At 58.2% G+C, this 22,778-nt stretch carries 20 protein-coding genes and 1 tRNA gene; 15 read left to right on the top strand and 6 right to left on the bottom strand.

Features of this window, described 5'->3' with window-relative positions:
- Positions 1-4: 4 nt before the first annotated feature.
- Positions 5-1,438 (bottom strand): M48 family metalloprotease, encoded by a 1,434-nt coding sequence (locus ACW9IR_RS09120; protein ID WP_150730348.1) that lies wholly within the window; start codon positions 1,436-1,438, stop codon positions 5-7.
- A 98-nt stretch (positions 1,439-1,536) separates the two neighbouring features.
- On the opposite strand from ACW9IR_RS09120, the gene ACW9IR_RS09115 reads away from it, so the two are divergent.
- Complete coding sequence (locus tag ACW9IR_RS09115) at positions 1,537-1,776, top strand: sulfurtransferase TusA family protein (RefSeq protein ID WP_457462839.1); 240 nt, start codon at positions 1,537-1,539, stop codon at positions 1,774-1,776.
- A gap of 32 nt (positions 1,777-1,808) precedes the next feature.
- Positions 1,809-2,879, top strand: a complete 1,071-nt coding sequence (locus ACW9IR_RS09110) for an AI-2E family transporter (protein ID WP_095119108.1) — start codon at positions 1,809-1,811, stop codon at positions 2,877-2,879.
- Positions 2,880-3,018: 139 nt separating this feature from the next.
- On the opposite strand, the gene ACW9IR_RS09105 is transcribed toward ACW9IR_RS09110, so the two are convergent.
- Together ACW9IR_RS09105 and ACW9IR_RS09100 are read right to left on the bottom strand one after the other, a co-directional pair.
- Positions 3,019-3,492 (bottom strand): peroxiredoxin, encoded by a 474-nt coding sequence (locus ACW9IR_RS09105; protein WP_095119107.1) that lies wholly within the window; start codon positions 3,490-3,492, stop codon positions 3,019-3,021.
- 10 nt (positions 3,493-3,502) lie between these two features.
- Complete coding sequence (locus tag ACW9IR_RS09100) at positions 3,503-4,063, bottom strand: glycine cleavage system protein R (protein ID WP_038358363.1); 561 nt, start codon at positions 4,061-4,063, stop codon at positions 3,503-3,505.
- A gap of 328 nt (positions 4,064-4,391) precedes the next feature.
- Between ACW9IR_RS09100 and dapA the strand changes: the two genes are divergently transcribed.
- The 6 genes from dapA to ACW9IR_RS09070 all read left to right on the top strand — a co-directional run bounded on the left by dapA (position 4,392) and on the right by ACW9IR_RS09070 (position 11,969).
- On the top strand, positions 4,392-5,270 hold the full coding sequence (gene dapA, locus ACW9IR_RS09095; RefSeq protein ID WP_457462836.1) for a 4-hydroxy-tetrahydrodipicolinate synthase: 879 nt from the start codon (positions 4,392-4,394) through the stop codon (positions 5,268-5,270).
- 17 nt (positions 5,271-5,287) lie between these two features.
- Complete coding sequence (bamC, locus tag ACW9IR_RS09090; protein WP_095119105.1) at positions 5,288-6,403, top strand: outer membrane protein assembly factor BamC; 1,116 nt, start codon at positions 5,288-5,290, stop codon at positions 6,401-6,403.
- 6 nt (positions 6,404-6,409) lie between these two features.
- On the top strand, positions 6,410-7,171 hold the full coding sequence (locus tag ACW9IR_RS09085; RefSeq protein WP_095119104.1) for an MBL fold metallo-hydrolase: 762 nt from the start codon (positions 6,410-6,412) through the stop codon (positions 7,169-7,171).
- Positions 7,172-7,199: 28 nt separating this feature from the next.
- Positions 7,200-7,913, top strand: a complete 714-nt coding sequence (gene purC, locus ACW9IR_RS09080) for a phosphoribosylaminoimidazolesuccinocarboxamide synthase (RefSeq protein WP_007911389.1) — start codon at positions 7,200-7,202, stop codon at positions 7,911-7,913.
- A gap of 83 nt (positions 7,914-7,996) precedes the next feature.
- A tRNA-Ser gene (locus ACW9IR_RS09075) sits at positions 7,997-8,086 on the top strand.
- Positions 8,087-8,468: 382 nt separating this feature from the next.
- A complete protein-coding gene (locus tag ACW9IR_RS09070; protein WP_457462833.1) occupies positions 8,469-11,969 on the top strand; it encodes a glycosyltransferase in 3,501 nt (1,166 codons plus the stop codon).
- Between the two features lie 117 nt (positions 11,970-12,086).
- Here the strand turns inward: ACW9IR_RS09070 and ACW9IR_RS09065 are convergent, their stop codons facing one another.
- Positions 12,087-12,278 (bottom strand): YegP family protein, encoded by a 192-nt coding sequence (locus ACW9IR_RS09065; protein ID WP_095119102.1) that lies wholly within the window; start codon positions 12,276-12,278, stop codon positions 12,087-12,089.
- Between the two features lie 278 nt (positions 12,279-12,556).
- Between ACW9IR_RS09065 and ACW9IR_RS09060 the strand changes: the two genes are divergently transcribed.
- From ACW9IR_RS09060 to ACW9IR_RS09035, 6 genes are all read left to right on the top strand, one after another.
- A complete protein-coding gene (locus ACW9IR_RS09060) occupies positions 12,557-13,522 on the top strand; it encodes a glycosyltransferase family 2 protein (RefSeq protein WP_095119101.1) in 966 nt (321 codons plus the stop codon).
- A 3-nt stretch (positions 13,523-13,525) separates the two neighbouring features.
- Entirely contained in the window at positions 13,526-14,236 is a 711-nt protein-coding gene (locus ACW9IR_RS09055) for a class I SAM-dependent methyltransferase (protein ID WP_102900267.1), read from the top strand.
- Positions 14,233-14,619: a GtrA family protein gene (locus ACW9IR_RS09050; RefSeq protein WP_095119099.1), complete on the top strand. Its 387-nt coding sequence runs from the start codon at positions 14,233-14,235 to the stop codon at positions 14,617-14,619. The genes ACW9IR_RS09055 and ACW9IR_RS09050 overlap by 4 nt, the downstream gene beginning before the upstream one ends.
- Positions 14,616-16,712, top strand: a complete 2,097-nt coding sequence (locus ACW9IR_RS09045) for a DUF6311 domain-containing protein (protein WP_457462829.1) — start codon at positions 14,616-14,618, stop codon at positions 16,710-16,712. The genes ACW9IR_RS09050 and ACW9IR_RS09045 overlap by 4 nt, the downstream gene beginning before the upstream one ends.
- Positions 16,713-16,798: 86 nt before the next feature.
- Entirely contained in the window at positions 16,799-17,719 is a 921-nt protein-coding gene (locus ACW9IR_RS09040) for a LysR substrate-binding domain-containing protein (protein ID WP_034153162.1), read from the top strand.
- A 187-nt stretch (positions 17,720-17,906) separates the two neighbouring features.
- Positions 17,907-18,272 carry a 5-carboxymethyl-2-hydroxymuconate Delta-isomerase gene (locus ACW9IR_RS09035; protein WP_102900269.1) on the top strand — a complete coding sequence of 122 codons (366 nt, stop codon included), beginning with the start codon at positions 17,907-17,909 and terminating at the stop codon, positions 18,270-18,272.
- A gap of 3 nt (positions 18,273-18,275) precedes the next feature.
- Here the strand turns inward: ACW9IR_RS09035 and ACW9IR_RS09030 are convergent, their stop codons facing one another.
- Both ACW9IR_RS09030 and ACW9IR_RS09025 read right to left on the bottom strand, forming a co-directional pair.
- The gene (locus ACW9IR_RS09030; protein ID WP_034153164.1) at positions 18,276-19,211 is read right to left on the bottom strand and encodes a LysR family transcriptional regulator; all 936 of its coding nucleotides are present in this window, start codon (positions 19,209-19,211) and stop codon (positions 18,276-18,278) included.
- A gap of 176 nt (positions 19,212-19,387) precedes the next feature.
- Positions 19,388-20,581 carry a cyanate transporter gene (locus tag ACW9IR_RS09025; protein WP_457462826.1) on the bottom strand — a complete coding sequence of 398 codons (1,194 nt, stop codon included), beginning with the start codon at positions 20,579-20,581 and terminating at the stop codon, positions 19,388-19,390.
- A 414-nt stretch (positions 20,582-20,995) separates the two neighbouring features.
- On the opposite strand from ACW9IR_RS09025, the gene ACW9IR_RS09020 reads away from it, so the two are divergent.
- Positions 20,996-22,645 carry a phosphoethanolamine transferase gene (locus ACW9IR_RS09020; protein WP_457462824.1) on the top strand — a complete coding sequence of 550 codons (1,650 nt, stop codon included), beginning with the start codon at positions 20,996-20,998 and terminating at the stop codon, positions 22,643-22,645.
- Positions 22,646-22,778 lie beyond the last annotated feature (133 nt).

Genomic DNA, 22,778 nt, shown 5'->3' with positions numbered 1-22,778 from the left:
ACGATCAGCCCATCATGTCCTTGATCATCCGCTCCTGCTCCATCAGCTCACGCTGGCGGGCATCGATGCGAGAGGACAGCGGGAAGTTGCTGCCAGCCTTGCGCTTGGCAAAATCGAGCTGCTGGATCGCCTGACGATAATCGCCAACCAGTGCGAAGTACTCGGCACGAGCCTGGTGCAGGCCGATGATGTTGCCCGACAAGCCACGGGTTTCGGCAACCTGATACCAGACGTCCGGATCATCCGGGCGTGACTTGAGTAGACCTTCGAGTGCCTTCTCGGCATCGGCAGCGCGATTCTGTTTCAGCAGCAGATCAACGCGCACCTGATTGAGCGGATAGTTGCCCGGATACTGCGTAAGCATCCGGTCTACCCGCGACTGTGCGTCAGGCAGGCGATTGTTGGTGATGTCCAGATCGACTTGAGCGAGGTTGTAGATGATCTCGTTGGGTGATTTGGCCAAAAGCTGTTTGAGGTTCTCCCGCGCTTCATTCAATTGGCCGCCCTTGATCTGGGCGATGGCCAGCCCGTAACGAGCCACATCGTTCAGCGGGTTCTCGTCCAACTGCGCACGGAAGCGCTTGCCGCCCAGCCCCGGAGTTTCTTCGTAGATCAATTGCACGCGCGCACGAATCAACTGATAGCGCTTGGAGTCTTCGATACCGCCCGGTTTGGCCTGTTCGGCACGGTTGCGGGTGTCGGCGATACGCGATTCGGTCACCGGGTGAGTCAGCAGGAATTCCGGTGGTTTGGCGTCGAAGCGATATTGACGCATCAAGCGTTCGAACATGGTCGGCATCGAACGCGGGTCGTACCCGGCTTTTTCCAGATTGAGAATGCCGATGCGGTCAGCTTCCTGTTCGTTCTGCCGGGAGAAAGTGCGTTGCGATTGGATTGCCGCCGCTTGAGTGCCGGCAATGGTCGCGATCCCGGCGTCACCGCCGCCGGCTGCCGCAATGACAATCCCGGCCAGCAGCGCGGCCATCATCGGCACCTGCATCCGCTGCGAGGCCTCGACGCCACGAGCAAAGTGGCGTTGCGACAAGTGAGCCAGTTCGTGCGCCAGTACCGAGGCGTATTCGCCTTCGGTCTGCGCATTGAGAAACAGACCGCCGTTGACTCCGACCACACCACCCGGCGCCGCGAAGGCGTTCAGTTGCGGGCTGTTGATCAGGATGAATTCGAGGCGCCGGTCAGTGACCTGGCTGGTCTCTACCAGCTTATAGACGCTGGATTCGACGTAGTCCTTGAGCTGTGGGTCGTTGAGTTGTGAAACCTGGCTGCGCAACATGGCCAGCCAGGCACGACCGAGCTGATATTCCTGTTGCGGCGAGACAATGGCAGAACTGGCGTCACCGAGTGACGGCAGATCGTCGGCAAAGCCTGGTGAGGCGAGCAGGCAAGCGAGCGTCAGCAGGGTAGGGCGCAGAAAAGTCATGCACAAAGCCTTAGAAGACAAAGACCTTACTGTAGCCGGACACCGGAGCTGCGACCAGATATTCTAGGCAGCTCGACGACCCGAACCGGAGTGACGCAATGACTGACGCTGTAGCCCATGACGTGGAACTGGACGCCAGTGGCCTGAATTGTCCGTTGCCGTTGCTCAAGGCAAAAATGGAACTCAACAAACTTCAAAGTGGCGCCATCCTCAAGGTAATCGCCACCGATGCTGGCTCGCAGCGCGACTTTCGCACCTTTGCCAGATTGGCCGGTCATACGCTGCTGCGCGAAGAAGACGAAGCGGGCGTTTACCGTTACTGGTTGAAAAAAGCCTGACCCCGACAGCGTAAAAGACCTAAGGATTATTGATGTTCAAAGTGTTACGCGACTGGATTCAGCGCTATTTTTCCGACGAAGAAGCGGTGGTGCTGGCGGTGCTGCTGTTTCTCGCCTTCACGGCCGTGCTGACCCTCGGCGGGATGCTCGCGCCAGTGTTGGCAGGGATGGTGCTGGCGTATCTGATGCAGGGCCTGGTGGTCACGCTGGAACGTCTGCGCGTGCCGGGTGGCGTGGCGGTTGGCCTGGTGTTTGCGCTGTTCATGGGCGTGTTGATGCTGTTTATCGTCGTGGTGCTGCCGCTGCTTTGGCATCAGTTGATTACTCTGTTCAATGAGCTGCCGGGCATGCTTGCCAAGTGGCAATCGCTGCTGCTGTTGCTGCCGGAGCGTTATCCGCATCTGGTGTCCGATGAACAGGTGTTGCAGGCGATCGAGGCGGCGCGTGGCGAGATCGGCAAGTTCGGCCAGTGGGCGCTGACATTCTCGCTGTCGAGTCTGCCGCTGCTGGTGAACATCATGATCTATCTGGTGCTGGTGCCGATTCTGGTGTTTTTCTTCCTTAAAGATCGGGCAATGATCGGTGAGTGGGTGCGAGGCTACTTGCCACGCGAGCGCGCGCTGATCACCCGGGTCGCGCAGGAGATGAACCGGCAGATCGCCAATTACATTCGCGGCAAGGTCATCGAGATCGTGATTTGCGGCGGCGTGACCTATATCGCTTTCGTCGCGCTCGGTCTCAACTATGCCGCACTGCTGGCGTTGCTGGTCGGTGTGTCGGTGGTGGTGCCGTATGTCGGCGCTGTGGTCGTGACCGTGCCGGTGCTGTTGATCGCATTATTCCAGTGGGGCTGGAGTGATCAGTTCATCTATCTGATGGCGGTCTACGGAATCATCCAGACCCTGGATGGCAACGTGCTGGTGCCGTTGCTGTTCTCGGAGGCGGTAAACCTGCACCCGGTGGCAATTATCTGTGCGGTGCTGTTGTTTGGCGGATTGTGGGGATTCTGGGGCGTGTTCTTTGCGATCCCGCTGGCGACGCTGTTCAAGGCTGTGCTGGATGCCTGGCCGCGCAAGGAGCCGGTGGTGGCGCCACTGCTGTAGCGATTGATCCAGATTGTTTGGTGACACTTAGGGCCCATTCGCGAGCAAGCTCGTTCTCACATTGGACTTGTGAGCACCACAGATCCAATGTGGGAGCGAGCTTGCTCGCGAAGGCGTCAATGAGGGCGACGCAAAACCATCAGGCTTTATTCAGATCCTGAGCAGCAGCCAACACCGCATCCACATGCCCCGGCACTTTCACACCGCGCCATTCCTGACGCAGAACACCGTCCTTATCAATCAGGAACGTGCTGCGATCAACGCCCAGGTATTCCTTGCCGTACAGCTTCTTCAACTTGATCACGTCGAACAACTGGCAAACGGCCTCGTCCTTGTCGCTGATCAACTCGAATGGAAACTCCTGCTTGCACTTGAAGTTCTCATGGGACTTCAGGCTGTCGCGGGAAATACCGAAAATCTCCGTGTTGGCAGCCTTGAACGCGGCGTACTGGTCACGAAAGCCCTGGCCTTCGGTGGTGCAACCCGGGGTGCTGTCCTTCGGGTAAAAGTAGATCACCACTTGTTTGCCCTTCAGGGCAGACAGGCTGACGGTCTGCCCGCTGGTGGCAGGTGCTTCGAAATCGGCAACCGGTTGGTCGATGACAACGGCCATGAAAGCTTCCTTACATTGGGTTTTGTGGGCGCCAAGGCTCGATCAGTGCATCCAGGTTCATCGCGTCGGAGAAGTCGAGGAACTGGTCGCGCAGCCAGCTGATCTGGGTGCCGGCCGGCAGCGTCACGGTGAACGTGGCGTTGAGCATGGTGCCGCCGGTTTGCGGTGCCTGATACGTGTCGCAGGTCAGGTTTTCCAGCTCGACGTTGTGATCCATGAAGAACTGGCACAGCTCATTAATGATGTCCGGACGATACGCCGAGCTGACATAGGCCACGTACGGCAGCGCCTGCGGACGATTTTCCAGCGGCGCGCTGCGCACCACGTTAGCCGTGAAGGCATGTTTCTTGGCCAGGCCCGGGAGGCTGCCCTCCAGGCGGGCGAGGGCGTCCCAACTGCCGGAGATCTCGAGGATCAGCGCACTGCACTCGCCGTGACGAGTCAGGCGCGAAGTAACCACGGCGCAGCGATTTTCATGGCTGGCGCGGCACAGGACGTTAGTCAGCTCCATGGGGTTGGCGCCAAGGGCACTGATGACAAGGAATTGTTCGCGAACTGTGGGGGTGGACATGCAGCATTCCTAAAGCGATGAGCGGTCGGTAGGTTTACGCGCGTTGGCTGCCGGGGAGTGCCTGTTCTGGCGGTCCGTACATAGAGGCCCGGCAAGCTCGCGGCTCGCTCCACTATAGCGGGAGCGCGCCGATGCGACGCAGGAACGGGGTCTGGGAGGCCGAAAAGGGAGGCTGGAACCCGGCGTACAAGCTGATCAGTACCGATCAAAGTCTGAAGGGTAGCGAAAAGCAGCGCCAAGGGGAATGGCGGCAGCGCAGTACTTCGCTTGTGCAAGCATCTTGGCGCCAGTACCATTACCGCTCTCTTTTTCCGGCAGGAGCGGTTTCATGATTGCGGGCAGTATGGTGGCACTGGTCACTCCCATGGATGCACAAGGGCGTCTTGACTGGGACAGCCTCAGCAAACTCGTGGACTTCCATCTCAAGAACGGCACCCATGCCATTGTCGCGGTCGGCACTACCGGCGAGTCGGCAACTCTTGATGTAGAAGAGCACATCGCCGTCATCAAGGCCGTGGTCAAACAGGTTGCCGGGCGTATTCCGGTCATCGCCGGCACTGGCGCCAACTCGACCCGTGAAGCCGTCGAGCTGACCCGCAACGCCAAGGAAGCCGGCGCCGACGCCTGCCTGCTGGTCGTTCCGTACTACAACAAGCCGACTCAGGAAGGCCTGTACCAGCACTTCAAACACATTGCTGAATCGGTCGACATTCCACAGATTCTCTATAACGTTCCTGGCCGCACCTCTTGCGACATGCAGGCCGAGACCGTGATTCGCCTGTCCACCGTGCCGAACATCATCGGTATCAAGGAAGCCACCGGCGACCTCAAGCGCGCCAAGGCGATCATCGATAGTGTGAGCAAGGACTTCATCGTGCTGTCCGGCGATGATCCGACCGCAGTCGAACTGATCCTGCTGGGTGGCAAAGGCAACATCTCCGTGACTGCCAACGTCGCTCCGCGCGAAATGGCTGATCTGTGCGAGGCCGCGCTCAAGGGCGACGCCGACACCGCACGGGCGATCAACGAAAAACTGATGCCGCTGCACAAAGACCTGTTCATCGAAGCCAACCCGATTCCGGTGAAGTGGGCTCTGGTTGAAATGGGCCTGATGCACGAAGGCATCCGCCTGCCACTGACCTGGCTGAGCACACCTTGTCATGAAACGCTGCGCTCGGCCCTGCGCCAGTGCAGCGTCCTGGTTTAATTGAGGAAGTACAACGCATGAAGCGAATGGCCGGACTTTCCGCACTTGCCTTGATTATCTCCAGCACCAGTGGCTGCGGATGGGTCTGGGGCCCGGAAGGTTATTTCCGTGACCGTGGTAGCGATTACCTGGAAGCGCAACAGACTGCACCGATGCAACTGCCACCGGATGTCAGCACCTCCAAGCGTCTGGATCCGCTGCTGCCGATCCCGCGCAACGTCGCTGATGACACCGCCAAGGGCGAATACATTGTGCCGCGTCCTCAGCCGCTGTCGGCCGTTGCCGATGCCAGCGATTACTCGCTGCAGAAGAGCGGTGATTCGCGTTGGGTCGTGGCCCAGCACCCACCGGCCGAAGTCTGGCCAGTGGCTGTGCAGTTCTTCCAGGACAACGGCTTCCGTCTGGATGAACAGCGCCCGCAAACCGGCGAATTCACCACCACCTGGCAGCATTCCGACGAGCTGTCCGCCGCTATGGCCAAGCGCCTGAGCGCAGCCGGTATCGCCAGCGATAGCGAAACCCGCGTGCGTGTGCGTATCGAGCCGGGCGTGCAGCGCAACACCAGTGAAATCTACGTGGTCAGCGCCGAGCGCCCTGCCGGTAGCACTGCCGATGTGGCCTTCACCAATCGTTCGGTCAACACTGGCCTGGATGCTGCCCTGGTCGACGACATGCTCGCAAGCATGAGCCGTATCTCCGAAAAGGGTGGTTCGGTGTCGATGCTGGCTTCGCGTGATTTCGATACGCCGAGCCGTGTCAGCCTCAGCGAAGACGGCAGCGGCAACCCGGTGTTGAACGTCGGTACCGATCTGGACCGTGCCTGGTCGAGCGTTGGCCGTGCACTGGAACAAGGCGAATGGCGCGTTGAAGACATCAACCGCAGCCTTGGCCTGTACTACATCAACCTGGCCGAAAAAGCCGAGAAGAAAGACGACAAGCCTGGTTTCTTCAGCAGCCTGTTCGGCAGTGCGCCGACCAAGGAAGAAGTTGAATCCCGTGCCGAGCGTTATCAGGTTCGCCTGAGCAAGGTTGGCGAGAACATCCAGGTGACCGTCGAGAAAAACATCAACACCGTCGCGCCGGCCGAAGTGGCACGCAAAGTGTTGAGCGTGATTCAGGACAACCTGGGCTGATCAATCATGCGTTTTGCCGTTCTCGGCAGCGGTAGCCAAGGGAACGGCACGCTGATCGCCAGTGCTGATACGTATGTGCTGGTGGATTGTGGTTTTTCCCTGCGGGAAACCGAAAAACGCCTGTTGCGCCTGGGTGTGAACCCGGCGCAACTGAGCGCGATACTCGTAACCCACGAACATGCCGACCACGTGCATGGCGTGGGTTTGCTGTCTCGGCGCTACAATCTACCGGTCTACCTCAGTCGCGGCACGCTGCGCGGGATGCGCAAACCGATTGAACCCGCAGGCTTCCTGGCCGGCGGCGAGCAACTGCAGATCGGTGCACTGAACATCGGGGTCATTGCCGTGGCTCATGATGCGCAGGAACCGACCCAGTATGTCTTCAGTGATCACCAGCAGCGGCGCTTCGGCCTGCTGACCGACCTGGGTTCCTACTGCGAGCGGGTGCTGGACGGTTATCGGGATCTCGATGCGTTGATGATCGAGTCCAACCATTGTCGCGACATGCTGGCCCGTGGTCACTACCCGTACTTTCTCAAGCAGCGGGTGGGCGGCGAGCTGGGACATTTGAACAACCATCAGGCGGCATTCCTGGTGTCCGAGTTGGGTTGGCAGGGTTTGCAACACCTGGTCCTGGCCCATCTGAGCAGCAAGAACAACCTGCCGCAGCTGGCCCGGCAATGTTTTGTCGACACCCTCGGGTGCGACCCGGACTGGCTGCAACTGGCCGATCAAGATTCAGGGCTCGACTGGCGCCACATCGCCTAGCCCACCTACTTAGCAAGCGGAGCCCATCATGGAAAAACGTGAAGAACTCTACCGCGGCAAAGCCAAATCGGTTTACAAGACCGACGACGCTGACCGCTTGATCCTGCTGTTTCGCAACGACACCTCGGCGTTCGACGGCAAGCGCATCGAGCAGCTCGACCGCAAAGGCATGGTCAACAACAAGTTCAACGCCTTCATCATGCAGAAACTCGAAGCGGCCGGCGTACCGACCCAATTCGACAAACTGCTGGCCGACAACGAAGTGCTGGTCAAGAAGCTCGACATGATCCCGGTCGAGTGCGTCGTGCGTAACTACGCCGCTGGCAGCCTGGTCAAGCGTCTGGGCGTTGAAGAAGGCCTGAAGCTCAACCCGTACACCTTCGAACTGTTCCTGAAGGACGACGCCAAGGGCGACCCGTTCATCAACGAATCCCACGTCGTGGCATTCGGCTGGGGCACCGCCGAGCAACTGGTTCGCATGAAAGAACTGTCGCTCAAGGTCAACGAAGTGCTGACCAAGCTGTTCGACGACGCCGGCCTGCTGCTGGTCGACTTCAAGCTTGAATTCGGCGTGTTCAGCGACGGCTCCATCGTCCTCGGTGACGAGTTCAGCCCGGACGGCTGCCGTCTGTGGGACAAGGACACCAAGAAGAAGATGGACAAGGACCGCTTCCGTCAGGGCCTCGGTGACGTCATCGAAGCTTACGAAGAAGTCGCCAACCGTCTGGGCGTACCGCTTTAATCGACGCAAGCATCTGATAGCACGAAGAAATTTTCGAAAGAGGGTTTGCTTTCGGTAAAAGTGTTGTTATGATGCGCGCCGTTGGAGAGATGCCAGAGTGGCCGAATGGGACGGATTCGAAATCCGTTGTACCTTCACCGGTACCTAGGGTTCGAATCCCTATCTCTCCGCCATTACATAGAAAAAGCCCCGTAGATGAAAATCTACGGGGCTTTTTCGTTTCTGCGAATCCGGTATTCGTGGCGATAGCGGAGGCGCTGAAGCGCGTCTTGCGCGGTGAGGTCGTTGGGGCGAGGCAATTTAAGTAAATACAGCCTCTGCCGACATTAGAGATACGACGCTCACAGGACTCGCCGGCCCATTTAAAGCAGCGTTCGCAGAGTAGAGGGCTGTCATTATTGGCGAGCGATCAGCCGCCAGATCACACCTGTCATCGTTTATCCTCTGCCCAGCCATCAGGCCAGCGCTCTCACTAAAGTGGATACTTGCTCACCTCGCCGTGAAAGGCGCATCCAGCGAGTTCCAGCCTCGCTCCCTATTTGAATTGGTTTGAATATGATAATTCCACCATCAGCCCAAGGTGCTCACCGCGTATCTGAACTTCAGTCCGTCAAGTCAGCCAGCGGCGCCGTTTCCCAGGTCGAAGAGTGCGAAGTGCTGGTTGCGCAGTTGCCAGCATTCGAGGATGGCGAGCCGCCAGTCGGCGTGGTCATCCATGCGTTTTACCCCGAAGTGCTGAAAGATATTCTGCGGCGTTTGATTAAACTTTCTGAACGCCTGCATCTCTACGTGACCTGCGTAGCCGGGTGTGAAGATGAGATCTGTGCTCAGCTGACGGCCAGCACATTGAGTTTTTCTCTATACCGGGTGCCGAACCACGGCAGGGACGTTTTGCCGTTTCTGCGGGTGTTGCCGTTCTTGCGTGCCGATAACATCCGCACGCTGGTCAAGCTGCACACCAAGCGTTCGCTGCACTTGGGCGGGGAGATCGATTGGGGCGTTGAACTATTCGATGATCTGCTGGGCCCGGTACGATTCAGTCGAGCGCTGGAACACCTTGCCGACCCGGTGCACGTTCCAATGCTGGGTCCTCAGCGATACCTGGTGCCAGTCACCCGATTCCTCAGCGAAAGCAACCGTGCGTTGCTTGTCACCTTGGCCGAGCGTGGCGGCATTGATCCGCAAGGCATCAATGAAGCGGATTATTTTGCCGGCACCATGTTCTTTGCGCGCATTGAAGTGTTTACGCCTCTGGAGCGGATTCAACTGACGGGCAGCGATTTCGAAGTTGAATGTGGCCAGCTCGACGGTACCCTGGCACACACGTTAGAGCGGTATTTCGGCGTTCTGGCGAATGTTGGCCGTCAGCAGCGCAATATCGACCTTTATCAGCGCTGGCTGGCGAGTCGGCAACTGGCTGCCGTCGAGGTCGAAGGTTTGCCCGCGCGACTGGCGAGCTGGCCGCGGCAACCGGATGTGTTGTTGGTGTTGACCGACACGACGGGTGATATCGGACTGTTGCGTTCCAGCCTGGCAAGCATCGACCGCCAGCTTTATCGGGCGGCGGCCATCGTGGTGCTGTCCAATGCCGAACCTGTAGGCGTGACGCCAGCCGATAATCTGGTCTGGCTGCCGTTGGCCGAATCCTGGCCGAGCCAGCTCAATGAACTGTTGCAGGAGATCGACGTTGACTGGTGGTATCTGTTGCGCGGAGGAGACGAACTGGATCCCCATGCGCTGCTTTTGCTCGCCGAAGGCATCGCCCTCAATCCCGGTGTCAGCGCTTGCTACAGCGATGAAGATTCACTGACCGCTGAAGGCTGCCAGAGTCCGGTATTCAAGCCGGATTTGAATCTGGATATGTTGCGCAGTTATCCGTATGTCGGCCGCGCACTGGCTTTCAGTCGCGAGGCCGCGCTGTCTGCTGACGGCTTTGATCCCGCCTTCAGCGAACTGGCGCCCCATGATTTGCTTTTCCGGCTGATTGAAAATCACGGTCTGGGCACTGTCGGGCATCTCGCGGATGTGCTGGTGCACCAGGCCATCAATTTCCCCCAGTGGCTCGGTGAACCCCAAGTCATCGCGAACTCGGCTGCCATCGTCGGGGCGCACTTGCAGCGGCTGGGCGTGGCTCATGAGCTGCAGGCCGGACCTTTGCCAATGGCCAACCGTGTGGTCTACCAACATGCGGAACAACCGCTGGTCTCGATCCTGATTCCCACCAAGGACTGCCTGCCGATGCTGCTGCGCTGCATCGAAAGCATCATGGAGAAAACCAGCTATACGAATTACGAACTGATCATCGTCGACAACAACAGCGAAACCGACGAAGCCCGGGACTGGTTCAACGGTATGGAGCTGTTGAACAATCCCAAGGTGCGCATCCTGCGTTATCCGCATCCGTTCAACTATTCGGCGATCAATAATTTTGCCGTCAACCATGCCCGCGGCGATTACCTGGTGCTGCTCAACAATGACACGGTGGTCATTGATGGCGACTGGCTTGGTGCGATGCTCCATCACGCCCAGCGGCCAGAAGTGGGGGTAGTCGGCGCCAAGCTGTTATTCCTCGACGGGACTGTTCAGCATGCAGGCGTGGTACTCGGGTTGCGTGGCGTTGCAGACCACCCGTTTATCGGCGATTCAATGCAGTCCAACGGCTACCTTCACCGCTTGCATCTTGATCAAAACTACAGCGCGGTCACCGCCGCCTGCCTGATGATCAGCACCGAGTTGTACCTGCAAGTGGGTGGAATGGACGAGGTCGACCTGGCCGTTTCCTATAACGATGTGGATCTGTGCCTGAAAGTCGGCCAGGCCGGGCGGTTGATTGTCTGGACGCCTTATGCGCTGCTCGTTCACGAAGCCAGTGTGAGCCAGAACAACGTCGACACGACCAAGGAAGAAGCCAAGCGTAAAAGGTTCAAGGGCGAGCAGTCGGTGATGTACCAGCGCTGGCTTGGGCAAATCGCCAACGATCCGGCCTACAACCGCAACCTGACCCTGGAGGGCAACGGCTTCTCCTCCAAATACCGCACCGATACCGACTGGCACCCGTTTGCCAGTCGTGAGTTGCCTCACGTGCTGTGTCATCCCGTCGACTCTTTCGGCAGTGGGCACTACCGCGTGCGTCAGCCTTTCGCTGCCCTGAAAGCCGCGCAGCTGATCGGCGGAGCGGTGAGCGACGAGGGGCTGCAACCGACAGAACTGGAGCGCATTGCGCCGGACACGATTATTTTCCAGGGGCAGCACACAACGCCTCATCTGGAGTACATGCAGGACACCAAGGCATTCTCCAGGGCGTTCAAGGTTTACGAGCTGGATGACTATATTCTTGACGTGCCCGCTGGCAACTTGAACCACGAATTGCTTCCCAAAGACATCACCAAACGCTTGAAGAAAGCCGTAGGGCTGTGCGATCGGTTGGTGGTGTCGACCGAGCCGCTGGCCAATGCGCTGAAGGGTTTCAACGCCGACATCCGGGTGATGGAAAACCGTCTGCCGAGCCATTGGTGGAGCGACCTGACCAGCCATCGCCAACAAGGTCGCAAGCCTCGGGTTGGCTGGGCCGGCGGCTCGAGTCACAGCGCCGATCTGCAAGTCCTTGCCGAAGTGGTTCGTGCGCTGGAAGGAGAAGTTGAATGGGTGTTCATGGGGATGTGCCCACCAGCACTGCGGCCTTATGTCCATGAGTTCCATAGGGGGGTGAGTATTGAAAAGTACCCGCAAAGACTGGCCGGCCTGAACCTGGACCTGGCTTTGGCACCTCTGAAAGACAACTTTTTCAACGCCTGCAAAAGCAATTTGCGCTTGTTGGAATATGGCGCTTGTGGTTTCCCCGTGATCTGCTCGGACATCCCTTGTTATCGTGGTGATTTCCCGGTGACGAGAGTCAGGAACCGTTCGCAAGACTGGATTGCCGCTATTCGCGAACATCTGGCTGAGCCCGATGCCAGCGCCAAGGCTGGAGACGCCCTGCGCAGCGTTGTACTCAATCACTGGATGCTCAAGGACGAACATCTGTTGGCGTGGCGAAACGCCTGGCTGGCGGACTGAACAAGAGGCCAGCGTTGCGCGCTGCTTCTTCAATGTCTTTCGATACCGGCCCGAAAAAAAGCCTCACAGCCTTGAAACTGTGGGGCTTTTTCATATCTGCAGGATCGTGCTGAGCGGTTAGATCTCCTTGATCGGAGTCTCCCCCTGCACAGCCTTGATCAACCCGATCACGTGCAAACAATCCGCCTTGTTCACATACGACTCGCCGCTGGCGATGGTCTCGTGGTTACCCGCCCGCAATCTCCAGCGCCATTGCCCTTTGCCGGTGCTCGGGGTGCCTCTGGATTGCCTGTAAATCTCGAAATACATTCGTTTCGCTCCATGCGATTCATTTGTGCGACAGCCTGTGTGGCGCATGCTCGCAAGCCTAGCGCAGACGGTTTTTTTGGCTATCGGACATTTGTTTCCAATCGTTCGCGGATGTTTCTGAAGGGCGCGGGCTAGAGCGCAGCAATAGGCCTGTGGATTGGCCAAAATGACGCCGTCTGCGCCTTGCAACACCGTCGACGCTGCTGCTTAATACGGGACGGCTCATGGCGTCGAATATCGTTCGACGACCGACAAACACTATAAAAAGAGCATTCCTTTTGACTGAGCACGGAACGCAACAGCACAGGCAGGTGACGTTATCGCTGGTGGTCCCCGTTTTTAACGAGGAGGACAGCCTCGACACGTTTTTGCGGCGCATCAATGAAGTCTTCAAGACGCAGACGTTGATCGATCTTGAGTTGGTGTTCGTCAACGACGGCAGCACCGATGCCACGCTCGAACGCCTGCTCGAACATCAGCGACACGATGCACGCCTGCGCATCGTCGACCTGAGCCGCAACTTCGGCAAGGAAGCGGCGTTGTCCGCTGGTTTGCAGACCGCGACCGGGCAGATCGTGGTCCCGATCGATGCTGACCTGCAGGACCCGCCCGAAGTCATTCTGCAGATGATCGAGCGCTGGCGAGAAGGCTTTGAGGTGGTGCTCGGTCATCGCATCAGCCGTCGCAGCGACACCTGGGCCAAGCAGACGTCGGCCCACTGGTTCTATCGCTTGCACAACAAAATTGCCGAACAGCCTTTACCTGAAAACGTCGGCGATTTTCGTCTGATGGATCGCTGCGTCGTCGATGCGTTGCTGACGCTGCCCGAATCCCGGCGCTTTATGAAAGGCTTGTTCGCCTGGGTCGGGTTTCGCACCACCCACGTCGATTACGAACGCCCGGAGCGCGTGGCGGGGCAGAGCAAGTTCAACGGCTGGCGCCTGTGGAATTTTGCGTTGGAAGGCATCACCAGTTTCAGCACCGAGCCGCTGCGGATCTGGACGTATGTCGGCGCGCTGGTGTCGCTGGTGTCTTTTGCTTTCGCCATATTCATTGTGGTGCGCACGCTGATTCACGGTGTCGACATGCCCGGTTACGCCTCGCTGATGGTGGCCGTGACCTTTCTCGGCGGGTTGCAATTGATCGGCATCGGGGTGCTCGGTGAGTACCTGGGCCGCACGTATATCGAATCCAAACGCCGACCGGTTTTTCTGGTGCGCCGCGTCTACGACTCCAAGGACTGATTCATGGATCTCAAGGAAACCGACATCCTCGGCGACAGCATCAACGAGCATTGGTATTACTGCTCGAAAGCCGCGGCCACCCGGCGTTTGCTGGGAGATGCAGCCATCGGCCGAATCCTCGATGTCGGCGCCGGCTCGGGGTTTTTCTCCCACCACTTGCTGACGCATACCGATGCACGCGAAGCGTGGTGCGTGGATATCAGCTATAGCGCCGACTCCAGCGCGACCACCGCCGGCAAACCCGTGCATTACCGTCGCGGGATTGAAACCATCGATGCCGATCTGGTGCTGTTGATGGACGTGCTGGAGCATGTCGATGACGACCTCGGTCTGCTCAAGATGTATGTCGACAAGGTGCCATCGGGCAGCCGCTTTCTGATGACCGTGCCGGCGTTCCAGTTCTTGTGGAGCGGGCACGATGATTTTCTCGAACACAAGCGCCGCTACACCCTGGCGCAGTTCGAAACACTGGCGCGCGCTGCCGGTTTGTCGGTGCAGCGCGGTGCGTATTATTTCGGCGCGGTGTTTCCGATTGCGGCGGCGTTGCGCTTGTTGCCGCAAGGCGCACAAACCCAGCCACCGCGTTCGCAACTCAAGCGTCATCATCCGCTGGTGAATACGTTGCTCAAAACACTTTGCAGCCTTGAATTACCGTTGATGGGTATGAACCGTCTGGCAGGTTTGAGCGTTTTTGTGCTGGCGCAAAAGCCGTGACCTCAGCTGAAAAGTCAGCGTTGATCCAGCGGGGTTTGCGTTTTGCCGTGACCGGTGTGTTTGTCACCGCGTTGCATGCGTTGGTCGCGGTGCTGTTTATCCATTTCATCAGTGCGCCGCCGCCCCTCGCCAACGGTGTGGCGTTCGCCGTGGCGACAGTGGTGTCATATGTGATCAATACCACCTGGAGCTTCTCGGCCCGATTGCATGGGCGGACCCTGGTGCGGTTTCTGCTGGTTTCGGTCGGTGGTTTTTTTCTGGCGATGTTCGTCGCCTGGGCTGCGCAAATGGCCGGCCTCCACTATTTGCTGGGCATCGGCGCGGTGGCGCTGACGATCCCGGCATTCACCTTCGTACTGCACAACTTCTGGACGTACCGATGAGGGCATTGAACAAGCATCCGGCCCTCGCGCTGCTGCCATTGTTGCTCGGTGTGCTGGCGTTTTTTCTGGTGATCGGCCCGCGCGCCCTGGATCCGCAGAACATCGCTTGGCTGAAGGACGGTGACCCGGCGACGCATTACTTGGGCTGGGTGTATTTCCGGCACTCGCCCTGGACGTTTCCGCTCGGGCTCAACCCGTCTTATGGACTGGAGTTGGGCAGTGCGATCATTTTTTCTGACTCCAATCCACTGCTGGCACTGTTGTTCAAACCGTTCAATGGCTGGTTACCGGAAACGTTCCAGTATTTCGGCTTTTGGTTGCTGGCCTGTTTTGTCCTGCAAGCGTGGTTTGCCTGGAAGCTGCTCGGACTCATCAGCGACAACCCCGTGCTGCGCCTGTTGGGCACCGGTTTGCTGGTGTTTTCGCCGCCGATGTTTGTGCGTACCGGTGGGCATCTTTCTCTGGCCGGCCACTTTCTGATCCTGGCTGCTCTGTATCTGGCCTTGCATCCGGCGCTGACGCGACGGCGACTGGCATGGGGTGCCTTGCTTGCAGCCACCGCGCTGGTGCATGCCTACCTGTTGGTCATGGTGGCTTTGATCTGGATAGCCGATCTGTTTGGCAAAGTCATGCTCGGCACTCTGAATCGTCGGCAGGGGCTGACAGAGTTCGGCAGTCTATTTGCCCTGGTCAGCGTATGTTGCTGGCAGGCGGGTTATTTCAGCATTGTCGACGGCGCCGGTGGTGGCGGTTTCGGTTGGTATCGGATGAATCTGATATCCCTGTTCGACGCTGAGGGGTGGTCATACGTACTGCCAAGCTTCGCGACGGGCGGCGGCGACTACGAGGGCTTCAACTATTTGGGCCTTGGGGTGCTGCTGCTGGTACCCGCCGCGGGTTTTGCCATGCTGCGCAGCAATATTCGCGTCAAGGCGTTGCTGAGCCGTTGGCCATGGCTAATGTTGGCGATGCTCGGGCTGACGGTATTTGCCTTGTCCAATCAAATTGGCCTGGGCGCTCACACGTTCAGTTATCCGCTGCCGAAAACCGTTGAGGGGCTGGCGAGTATCTTCCGTGCCTCGGGCCGGATGTTCTGGCCGGTGTTCTATGCCATCGTTTTACTGGTTACGTTTCTGGTGGTGCGTGGCTATCGACCGGCGTTCGCCATGGGGCTGCTGGCGCTGGCGCTGACGACACAGATCGTCGATACGCGAATTGCCTGGGCGGGGTTGAGAGCGACAAAAATGGTCCCGCAAACTTCGGCCTGGGCCAGCCCGATGCACGATCCGTTCTGGAACAGTGCGGCCGCTCACTACAAGAATATCCGTGCGTTGATCCCCAAAAACCAGTCGGATCAGTGGCAGGTCCTAGCCGATTTTGCCGCGGCTCATGGTTTGAAGACCGATGCAGTTTATATGGGGCGCATGAGCCCCAAGGCGCTCGAAGAGGCTCAGCGTGACGCGCAACGCCGGCTGAGTGCCGGCCAATACGAAGCCGATTCGCTGTACATCCTCGACGATGATTCGCTGGACCTGGCCATCCAGAATGTTCACAGCGATACCGATCTGCTGACCCGGGTCGATGACTTTGTCGTACTGGCCCCAGGCTGGAAGCGCTGTGATCAATGTGTGGCGATGGTCGATGAGGGGCGCTCGATGTCAGCTGTTCCGTTGAGCCAGCCCGGCCTGGTGCAAGCGTTCAATCGCAAGAGCCGGCAGTTGGTCAAAGGCTGGGCCGCTCCGGAAGCGTGGGGCACCTGGAGTGAAGGGCAAGACGCCGAAATCGCGCTGCGTGTGGCGCCAGATACCCGCTCGATTGTCATCGACGTGCTGGCTTTCGTCATGCCGCCCAAACTGACTCAACGGGTCATCGTCAGTGTCAATGGCGTTGAAGTCTTGTCGACTCGCCTGACGCAGGTTCAGGGCAATCTGCTGGAAATTCCGCTCAACCCGGCTGTCCGCGAAACGCTGGTCGATGGCCGGGTCGTGACGATCCAGGTGCATTTGCCCGATGCCACCAGTCCACGCAATCTGGGGTTGAACGATGATGCTCGGGTGATGGGGCTGGGGCTGAAATCGCTGACCGTTCGCTGAGGCTCGGCCGGCCGTGCAAAGGTTGATGGACGCCGGGCCCAAGGCCTTTCTACACTGCCCGTATTCCGGGGAGCAGGGGGCAATGGATGAACCGCAATGAACTACGCAAAGCCGACATCAACCTGATGGTGGTGTTCGAAACCTTGATGCTTGAACGCAATGTGACCCGGGCGGCCGAGAAGCTGTTTCTCGGCCAGCCGACCATCAGCTCGGCGCTCAACCGCTTGCGGACGATGCTCAACGATCCGCTGTTCATCCGCGTCGGCCATCGCATGGAACCGACGGCCCGTGCCGAAGATATCTTTCGCCATCTCAAGCCGGCGCTGGATTCGCTATCAGTGGCGCTGAGCCTGACCCGCGATTTCGATCCAGCGGTCAGTACCATGACTTTCCGTATCGGCCTGTCCGATGACGTCGAGTTCGGCCTGTTGCCGCCGCTATTGCGTGCACTGCGTCAGGAGGCACCGAACGTGGTGTTCGTGGTGCAACACGTCGATTATTGGCGGATTCCCGATCTGCTCGCCGCTGGCGACATTACTGTCGGCATCAGCCAGACCCGAGGTCTGCCGGCCAATGCCAAGCGCAAATTGCTGCGGCATATTCAGCCGAGCATCCTGCGTGCCGACGCCAGTGATACGCCGCTGACGCTGGATGAATATTGCGCACGTCCGCATGTGCTGGTTTCGCACACGGCCAACGTCAGTGGTTTCGCCGATGAGTGGCTGGCCGAACTCGGTCGTACTCGCCAAGTGGTGCTGTCGGTGCCGCAATACAGCGCGTTGCCGGCGCTGTTGGCGGGTACGGACCTGATCGCCAGTCTGCCGGATTACACTGCGGCGGCCATGGCCACTTCCGGATTACTGTTCAAGGAACCGTTTCCGTTCAAGACGCCAACGCTGGATTTGTCGATGGTCTGGCTCAGTCACGTCGACAGCGATCCGGCGGAGCGCTGGTTGCGCTCCAGGCTGGAGCAGTTCATGAGTGAAAGGCCACTGACCTCATCCTGAGCCATAACATACACTTTGTGGGAGCGAGCTTGCTCGCGAAAGCGGCGTATCAGGCACCTTTAGCGGCGCTGAATGATCGCATTCGCGAGCAAGCTCGCTCCCACATTGATATGTGAAAGTCCCCGGAAAGGTAGGGCAGAGCTGTGCTATATGTACGACCTTTCTGCCAACTGACTGGGGATCTGCAATGCCACACCTGCACATGGAATACACCGCCAACCTGCCGCAGTTGAACGCTGACGTCGCGTTGATCCGCCTCAACAACACGCTGGTGGGCTCCGGTCAGTTCGCGGCGGAGTTCGATATCAAAAGTCGTGCGGTGAAAGTCGAGACCTTCAAGGTCGGTACCGCCATGGCCGAACGCGCCTTCGTCTATGTGAAGCTGGCGCTGCTCAGCGGGCGTTCGCCGCAGATCAAGAAGCAGTTGTCAGAGAGCCTGTTGGCAGTCTTGCAGGACCTGTGCGAATGGCCGGCCGGTGTCGAAGTGCAGCTGTGCGTTGAGCTGGTCGACATGGATCGCGAGTCCTACAGCAAAACCGCGATTGGCATGTAGGAATCAGGCCGCTTCAAGTTCGCTGCACACCTTGACCACCTGCTCGCGCAACCACAGGTTGGCGCTGTCCTGATCCACGCTTTGGCTCCACTGCATGTCGAGGGTGAAGCCTGGCAAGCCGTTTGGCGCCTCACAGTGATTGAACACCGCCTCGTTGGTCAGCAAGCGCTGGATGCGGCGGGGCAGGGTGAGGATGAAGTCGGTCCCGGTGATCATTTTCAATGCCGCGCTGTAGCTGTTCGAGCGCGCGACGATCTGGCGCTTCTGCGCCTGCCGCGCCAGCCAGCCATCGACCATGTTGGTGGTCGACGTCCACGGCGTCGGGAACACATGCCGGCGTTCGGTAAAGGCCTGCAGACTCAAGCGCGGCTCCAGTGGCGTGGCACGTTTGTCGAAGACGCAGACCAGATCATCCTCCAGCAACATCCGTGATTTCAGGTCGGTGTGATGGCGGTGGAAGTTGGGGCCGAAGCTGATCACCAGATCGAGGCTGCCGTCGCGCAACTCATCCGCCGGGACGTCGGTCTCGAACTTGTGCATGTTGACCATCACCGGCAAATCATCGAAATCGAAACGCTTGAGCAGGCGCGGCAGGATCAGTTGCTCGAAGTATTCCGGGGCGCAGATGTTGAAGGTGACGGCTTGCTGGGTCGGGTCGAACGTGGGGGCGCCGGCGTGGCACAGGTTGATGCTTTCGAGGATCTTCTGCACATGTCCGTACATGGTGCTGGCCTTGTAGGTCGGACGCATGCCGGTACGGGTATTGATAAACAGCTCGTCTTCGAAACTGGTGCGCAGTTTTTTCAAACAGTAACTGACGGTGGACTGGCTGACGAACAGGGTTTCTGACACGTCGGTAACGCTGCTTTGCTCATAAACAGCGATAAACACCATGAGATCCTGCATGTCGAGCTTTCGTAGCAAGTTACTGTTCAGCATCCGTTCCGTCTCGCTGTGCTCCTTGCGCTGAATCCGCGCAAACGTGTGCGAACGATCCTAACGGAACGATGGTGCCAGGACAAAGCCCTGTAGGACGTTTCACGGTCAGTTGTGGGACAGAAAGTTTTACTAACACGACGTCGCCGACAAAACCGCTGTAAGGTGGCCAGAAGCCTTTATCTCGACGAGGGAAAGTGTCGGGCGTAATGCCTGGGATCGAAGCGCCACACCATCAACAGCATCACCCCCATCACAGCCGTTAGCGACCACCATGCCCATTCGAAGCTGCCGAGTCGGTCGCGGATCACTCCAGCCATTAGCGGCGAGAGGCCAGCGATCAGGTAGCCGATGCCCTGCACGAAGGCGGTCAGGCCACCGGCGCGTTGTGGGTTGTCAAGGTGATCGAGCGAGACGATCAGGCTCATCGGAAACAAACCGCCAATACCCAATCCCAGCAGGCATGGCCACAGCAGGCTGAATTGGTGCGGGCTGAGGATCAGGCCGCAAAACCCGGCGATGATCAGCATCAGTAACGCCATCAGAATCACGCGGCGATCCCGGCTGCGATTGGCGATAGCGGGAACCACCAGGCCGGAAATCACCTCCATGGCCGTCAGAAAACCTAACAGCAGTCCGGCGTTTTGTTCGCTCCAGCCTTTTTCCACGTAGTACGGGGCGAGCCAGGCCAGCACACAGGTGTAGGACGCTGTCCCCAAACCAAAGAAGATTGCCAGTAACCAGGCGCGGGAATTGGCGAAGAACGAGTCTTTTCTGGCTACCGCCATTTCCGTGGAGGGTTGCTGGCGGCGTTGGAACCACCAGAACACAATCGCGAGTAAAGCCAGAATCGCCCAGAAGGCCAGACCGCTGCGCCAGCTTCCGGTTTGCACCATCACTAGTGGCGCCAGCGAGGCGGCAAGCGCGGCGCCACCCATGATCGACGTGACGTACAAGCCCATGCACAGCGCGACGTTGTCGGCGAAGCGCGATTTGATCAGCGCCGGCATCAACGCCTGAATCAATGCAATGCCGATGCCGGCCAGCACGGCGCTGGCGATCAGTTCGGCTGCCGATTCGATAAACAGTCGCGACAGCGTCGCCAGGCCAATGATCAGCAACGACAGCAATACCGTCCGTTGCTCACCCAGCCGTTGACTGATGCCAATGCCGAAAAACATCGCCAGCCCCATGGCCATCACCGGCAGCATGGTCAGCAAAGAAGCGACACTGAAGCTCAGCGGGATGTCGCCGCGAATGGCCGACAGTAGGGGGCCGACCGCCGCCATCGACGGACGCAAATTGAGCCCGACGAGAATGATGGCGAACATCAACCAGACAGCGGGGCGGGCGGTGGCGCGGAGGTTTTCCATCATCAGACCTTTGAGCGGGGCCAACGATTAGGCGCGGAACCGCTTGTGCCGGGCAAACCAGAAAATCCACAGCAGTATTTAAAAATTCGATAACCCCTCAATTCACTGTGGGAGCGAGCTCGCTCGCGAATGCAGAATTCCAATTAGCGCAGGTGTTGGATGGCCGGACGCCTTCGCGAGCAAGCTCGCTCCCACAGGTTTTAACGGATGGCTAAAACTGAATAAAACCTGAACCATTCTCAAATACTTCACAAGTTTCAGCGTAAAGGTATAAGCCAACTAATCATTGGCGTCTTTTTCACAAAAAATTGATGATTGCCTGCTTAAAGTTTGACATGCCTTAGTTAATGAAATTTTCACAATTGAATTTTCCATCATTGACCGAGGCTCGTCTTTTCAGGAATGACCCCTTCTATGTTGAAGTTAAAAGCCGTGCGCCCGGAATGGGTGACGTTGATTGCCAGTGCCTTTCTTTTACTGGGCTGCAATGTTGTGCTCTGGCAGCACCTGTTCGAGATCACCGCTGCCGATGGCAATGGCCTCGCCATGCGCTTGGCGTTCGGGGTGATGATCCTCGCCGCGTTCAACATCGTGCTGACGGTTCTGGCTTTTCGTCCAGTGCTCAAACCGCTCTTGACGCTGATATTTCTGATCAGCGCCGGTGTGGCTTATTTCATGAGCCAATATGGCGTCATGATCGATGCCGGCATGTTTCGTAACTTTGCCGAAACCAATGCCACGGAAGTGCGTGACCTGCTCTCGTTGAAGTTGTTTGCTTATATTCTGTTGCTCGGTGTTTTACCGTCCTTGTTACTGTGGAAAGTGCCAGTCAACTATCGTCGCTGGCACCGCGAGTTGATCAGCAAAGTTATTGTCAGTGTCGTTTCGGTCGCGGTGATTGGCGCGGTGGCATTGGTCAACTATCAGGGCCTGTCCTCGCTGTTTCGCAATCACCACGAAATTCGTTTGATGTTGGTGCCCAGCAACTACATCGGCGCTTCGGCCGGTTACCTGCGTGAGCAAGTTGTCTCGGCACAGCAACCGTTCATCAAGATCGGCGAAGATGCCCGGCGCAATCCCGAAGTGCAGCTTCAGCCGCGTAGATCCCTGACCGTGCTGGTCGTGGGCGAAAGCGCCCGAGCGGAGAACTTCGGCATCCTCGGTTATGACCGGGACACCACCCCGCAACTGGACAAGGAAGCCGGGTTGATCGCCTTTACCGATGTGCACTCCTGCGGTACGGAAACGGCTGTTTCGGTGCCGTGCATGTTCTCCAACATGGGCCGCAAGGATTACGACGCGAGCAAGGCGAAGAATGAAGAAGGCCTGCTCGACGTGCTCAAGCGTGCCGGTATCGATGTGATCTGGCGCGACAATCAGTCGGGCTGCAAAGGCACTTGTGATCGGGTCACTCTGCAAGATGTGAGCAACCTGAAAGATCCGGCACTGTGTGCCAACAGCGAGTGCCGCGATGAAATCCTCCTGCAAGGTCTGCAAAGTTTTATCGACCATCTGGACAAGGATACCGTGCTGGTTTTGCACCAGATGGGCAGCCATGGCCCGGAATACTTCAAGCGTTATCCGAAGGAATACGAGCACTTCACGCCTGTTTGTGAAAGTAACGCGCTGAACAATTGCAGCCGTGAAAGTATCGTCAACGGTTACGACAACACGCTGGTGTACACCGACCATGTGCTATCGAGCCTGATCGATGTATTGCGCAGCAATCAGGACAAAGTCGATACCGCCATGTTGTATCTGTCGGACCACGGCGAGTCGCTGGGCGAATACAACTTGTTCCTGCACGGTACGCCTTACATGTTGGCGCCAGAGCAACAAAAGCATGTAGCGATGCTGGCGTGGTTCAGCGACAGCTATCAAAAGGCCTATTCGGTCGATACCCATTGCCTGCAAATGAGCCGCGATAAACCGCTGAGCCAGGACAACCTGTTCCACTCGATGCTTGGCCTGCTCGAGGTCAAGAGCAAGGTCTATCAGCCGGATCTGGACATGTTTGCCGGTTGCCGTGGTGCGGTGATCGACGGCGTACTCGCCAAGGACTGAGTCCAATCGGCTCCGTCGTTCTGATACGACGGAGCTTTCTGCTTCTTCTGTCAGACTATTCTTGCTCTCCGGCAGGACATTTCGTTACAGCTCTTGCCCTTCACAGGCGCGTAAATCGCCGGTGGCGATATAT

The sequence above is a fragment of the Pseudomonas sp. SDT291_1_S447 genome, assembly GCF_054070155.1.
The sequence above is the reverse complement of the archived record's forward strand: the minus strand, read 5'-3'. Positions and strand labels throughout refer to the sequence as shown.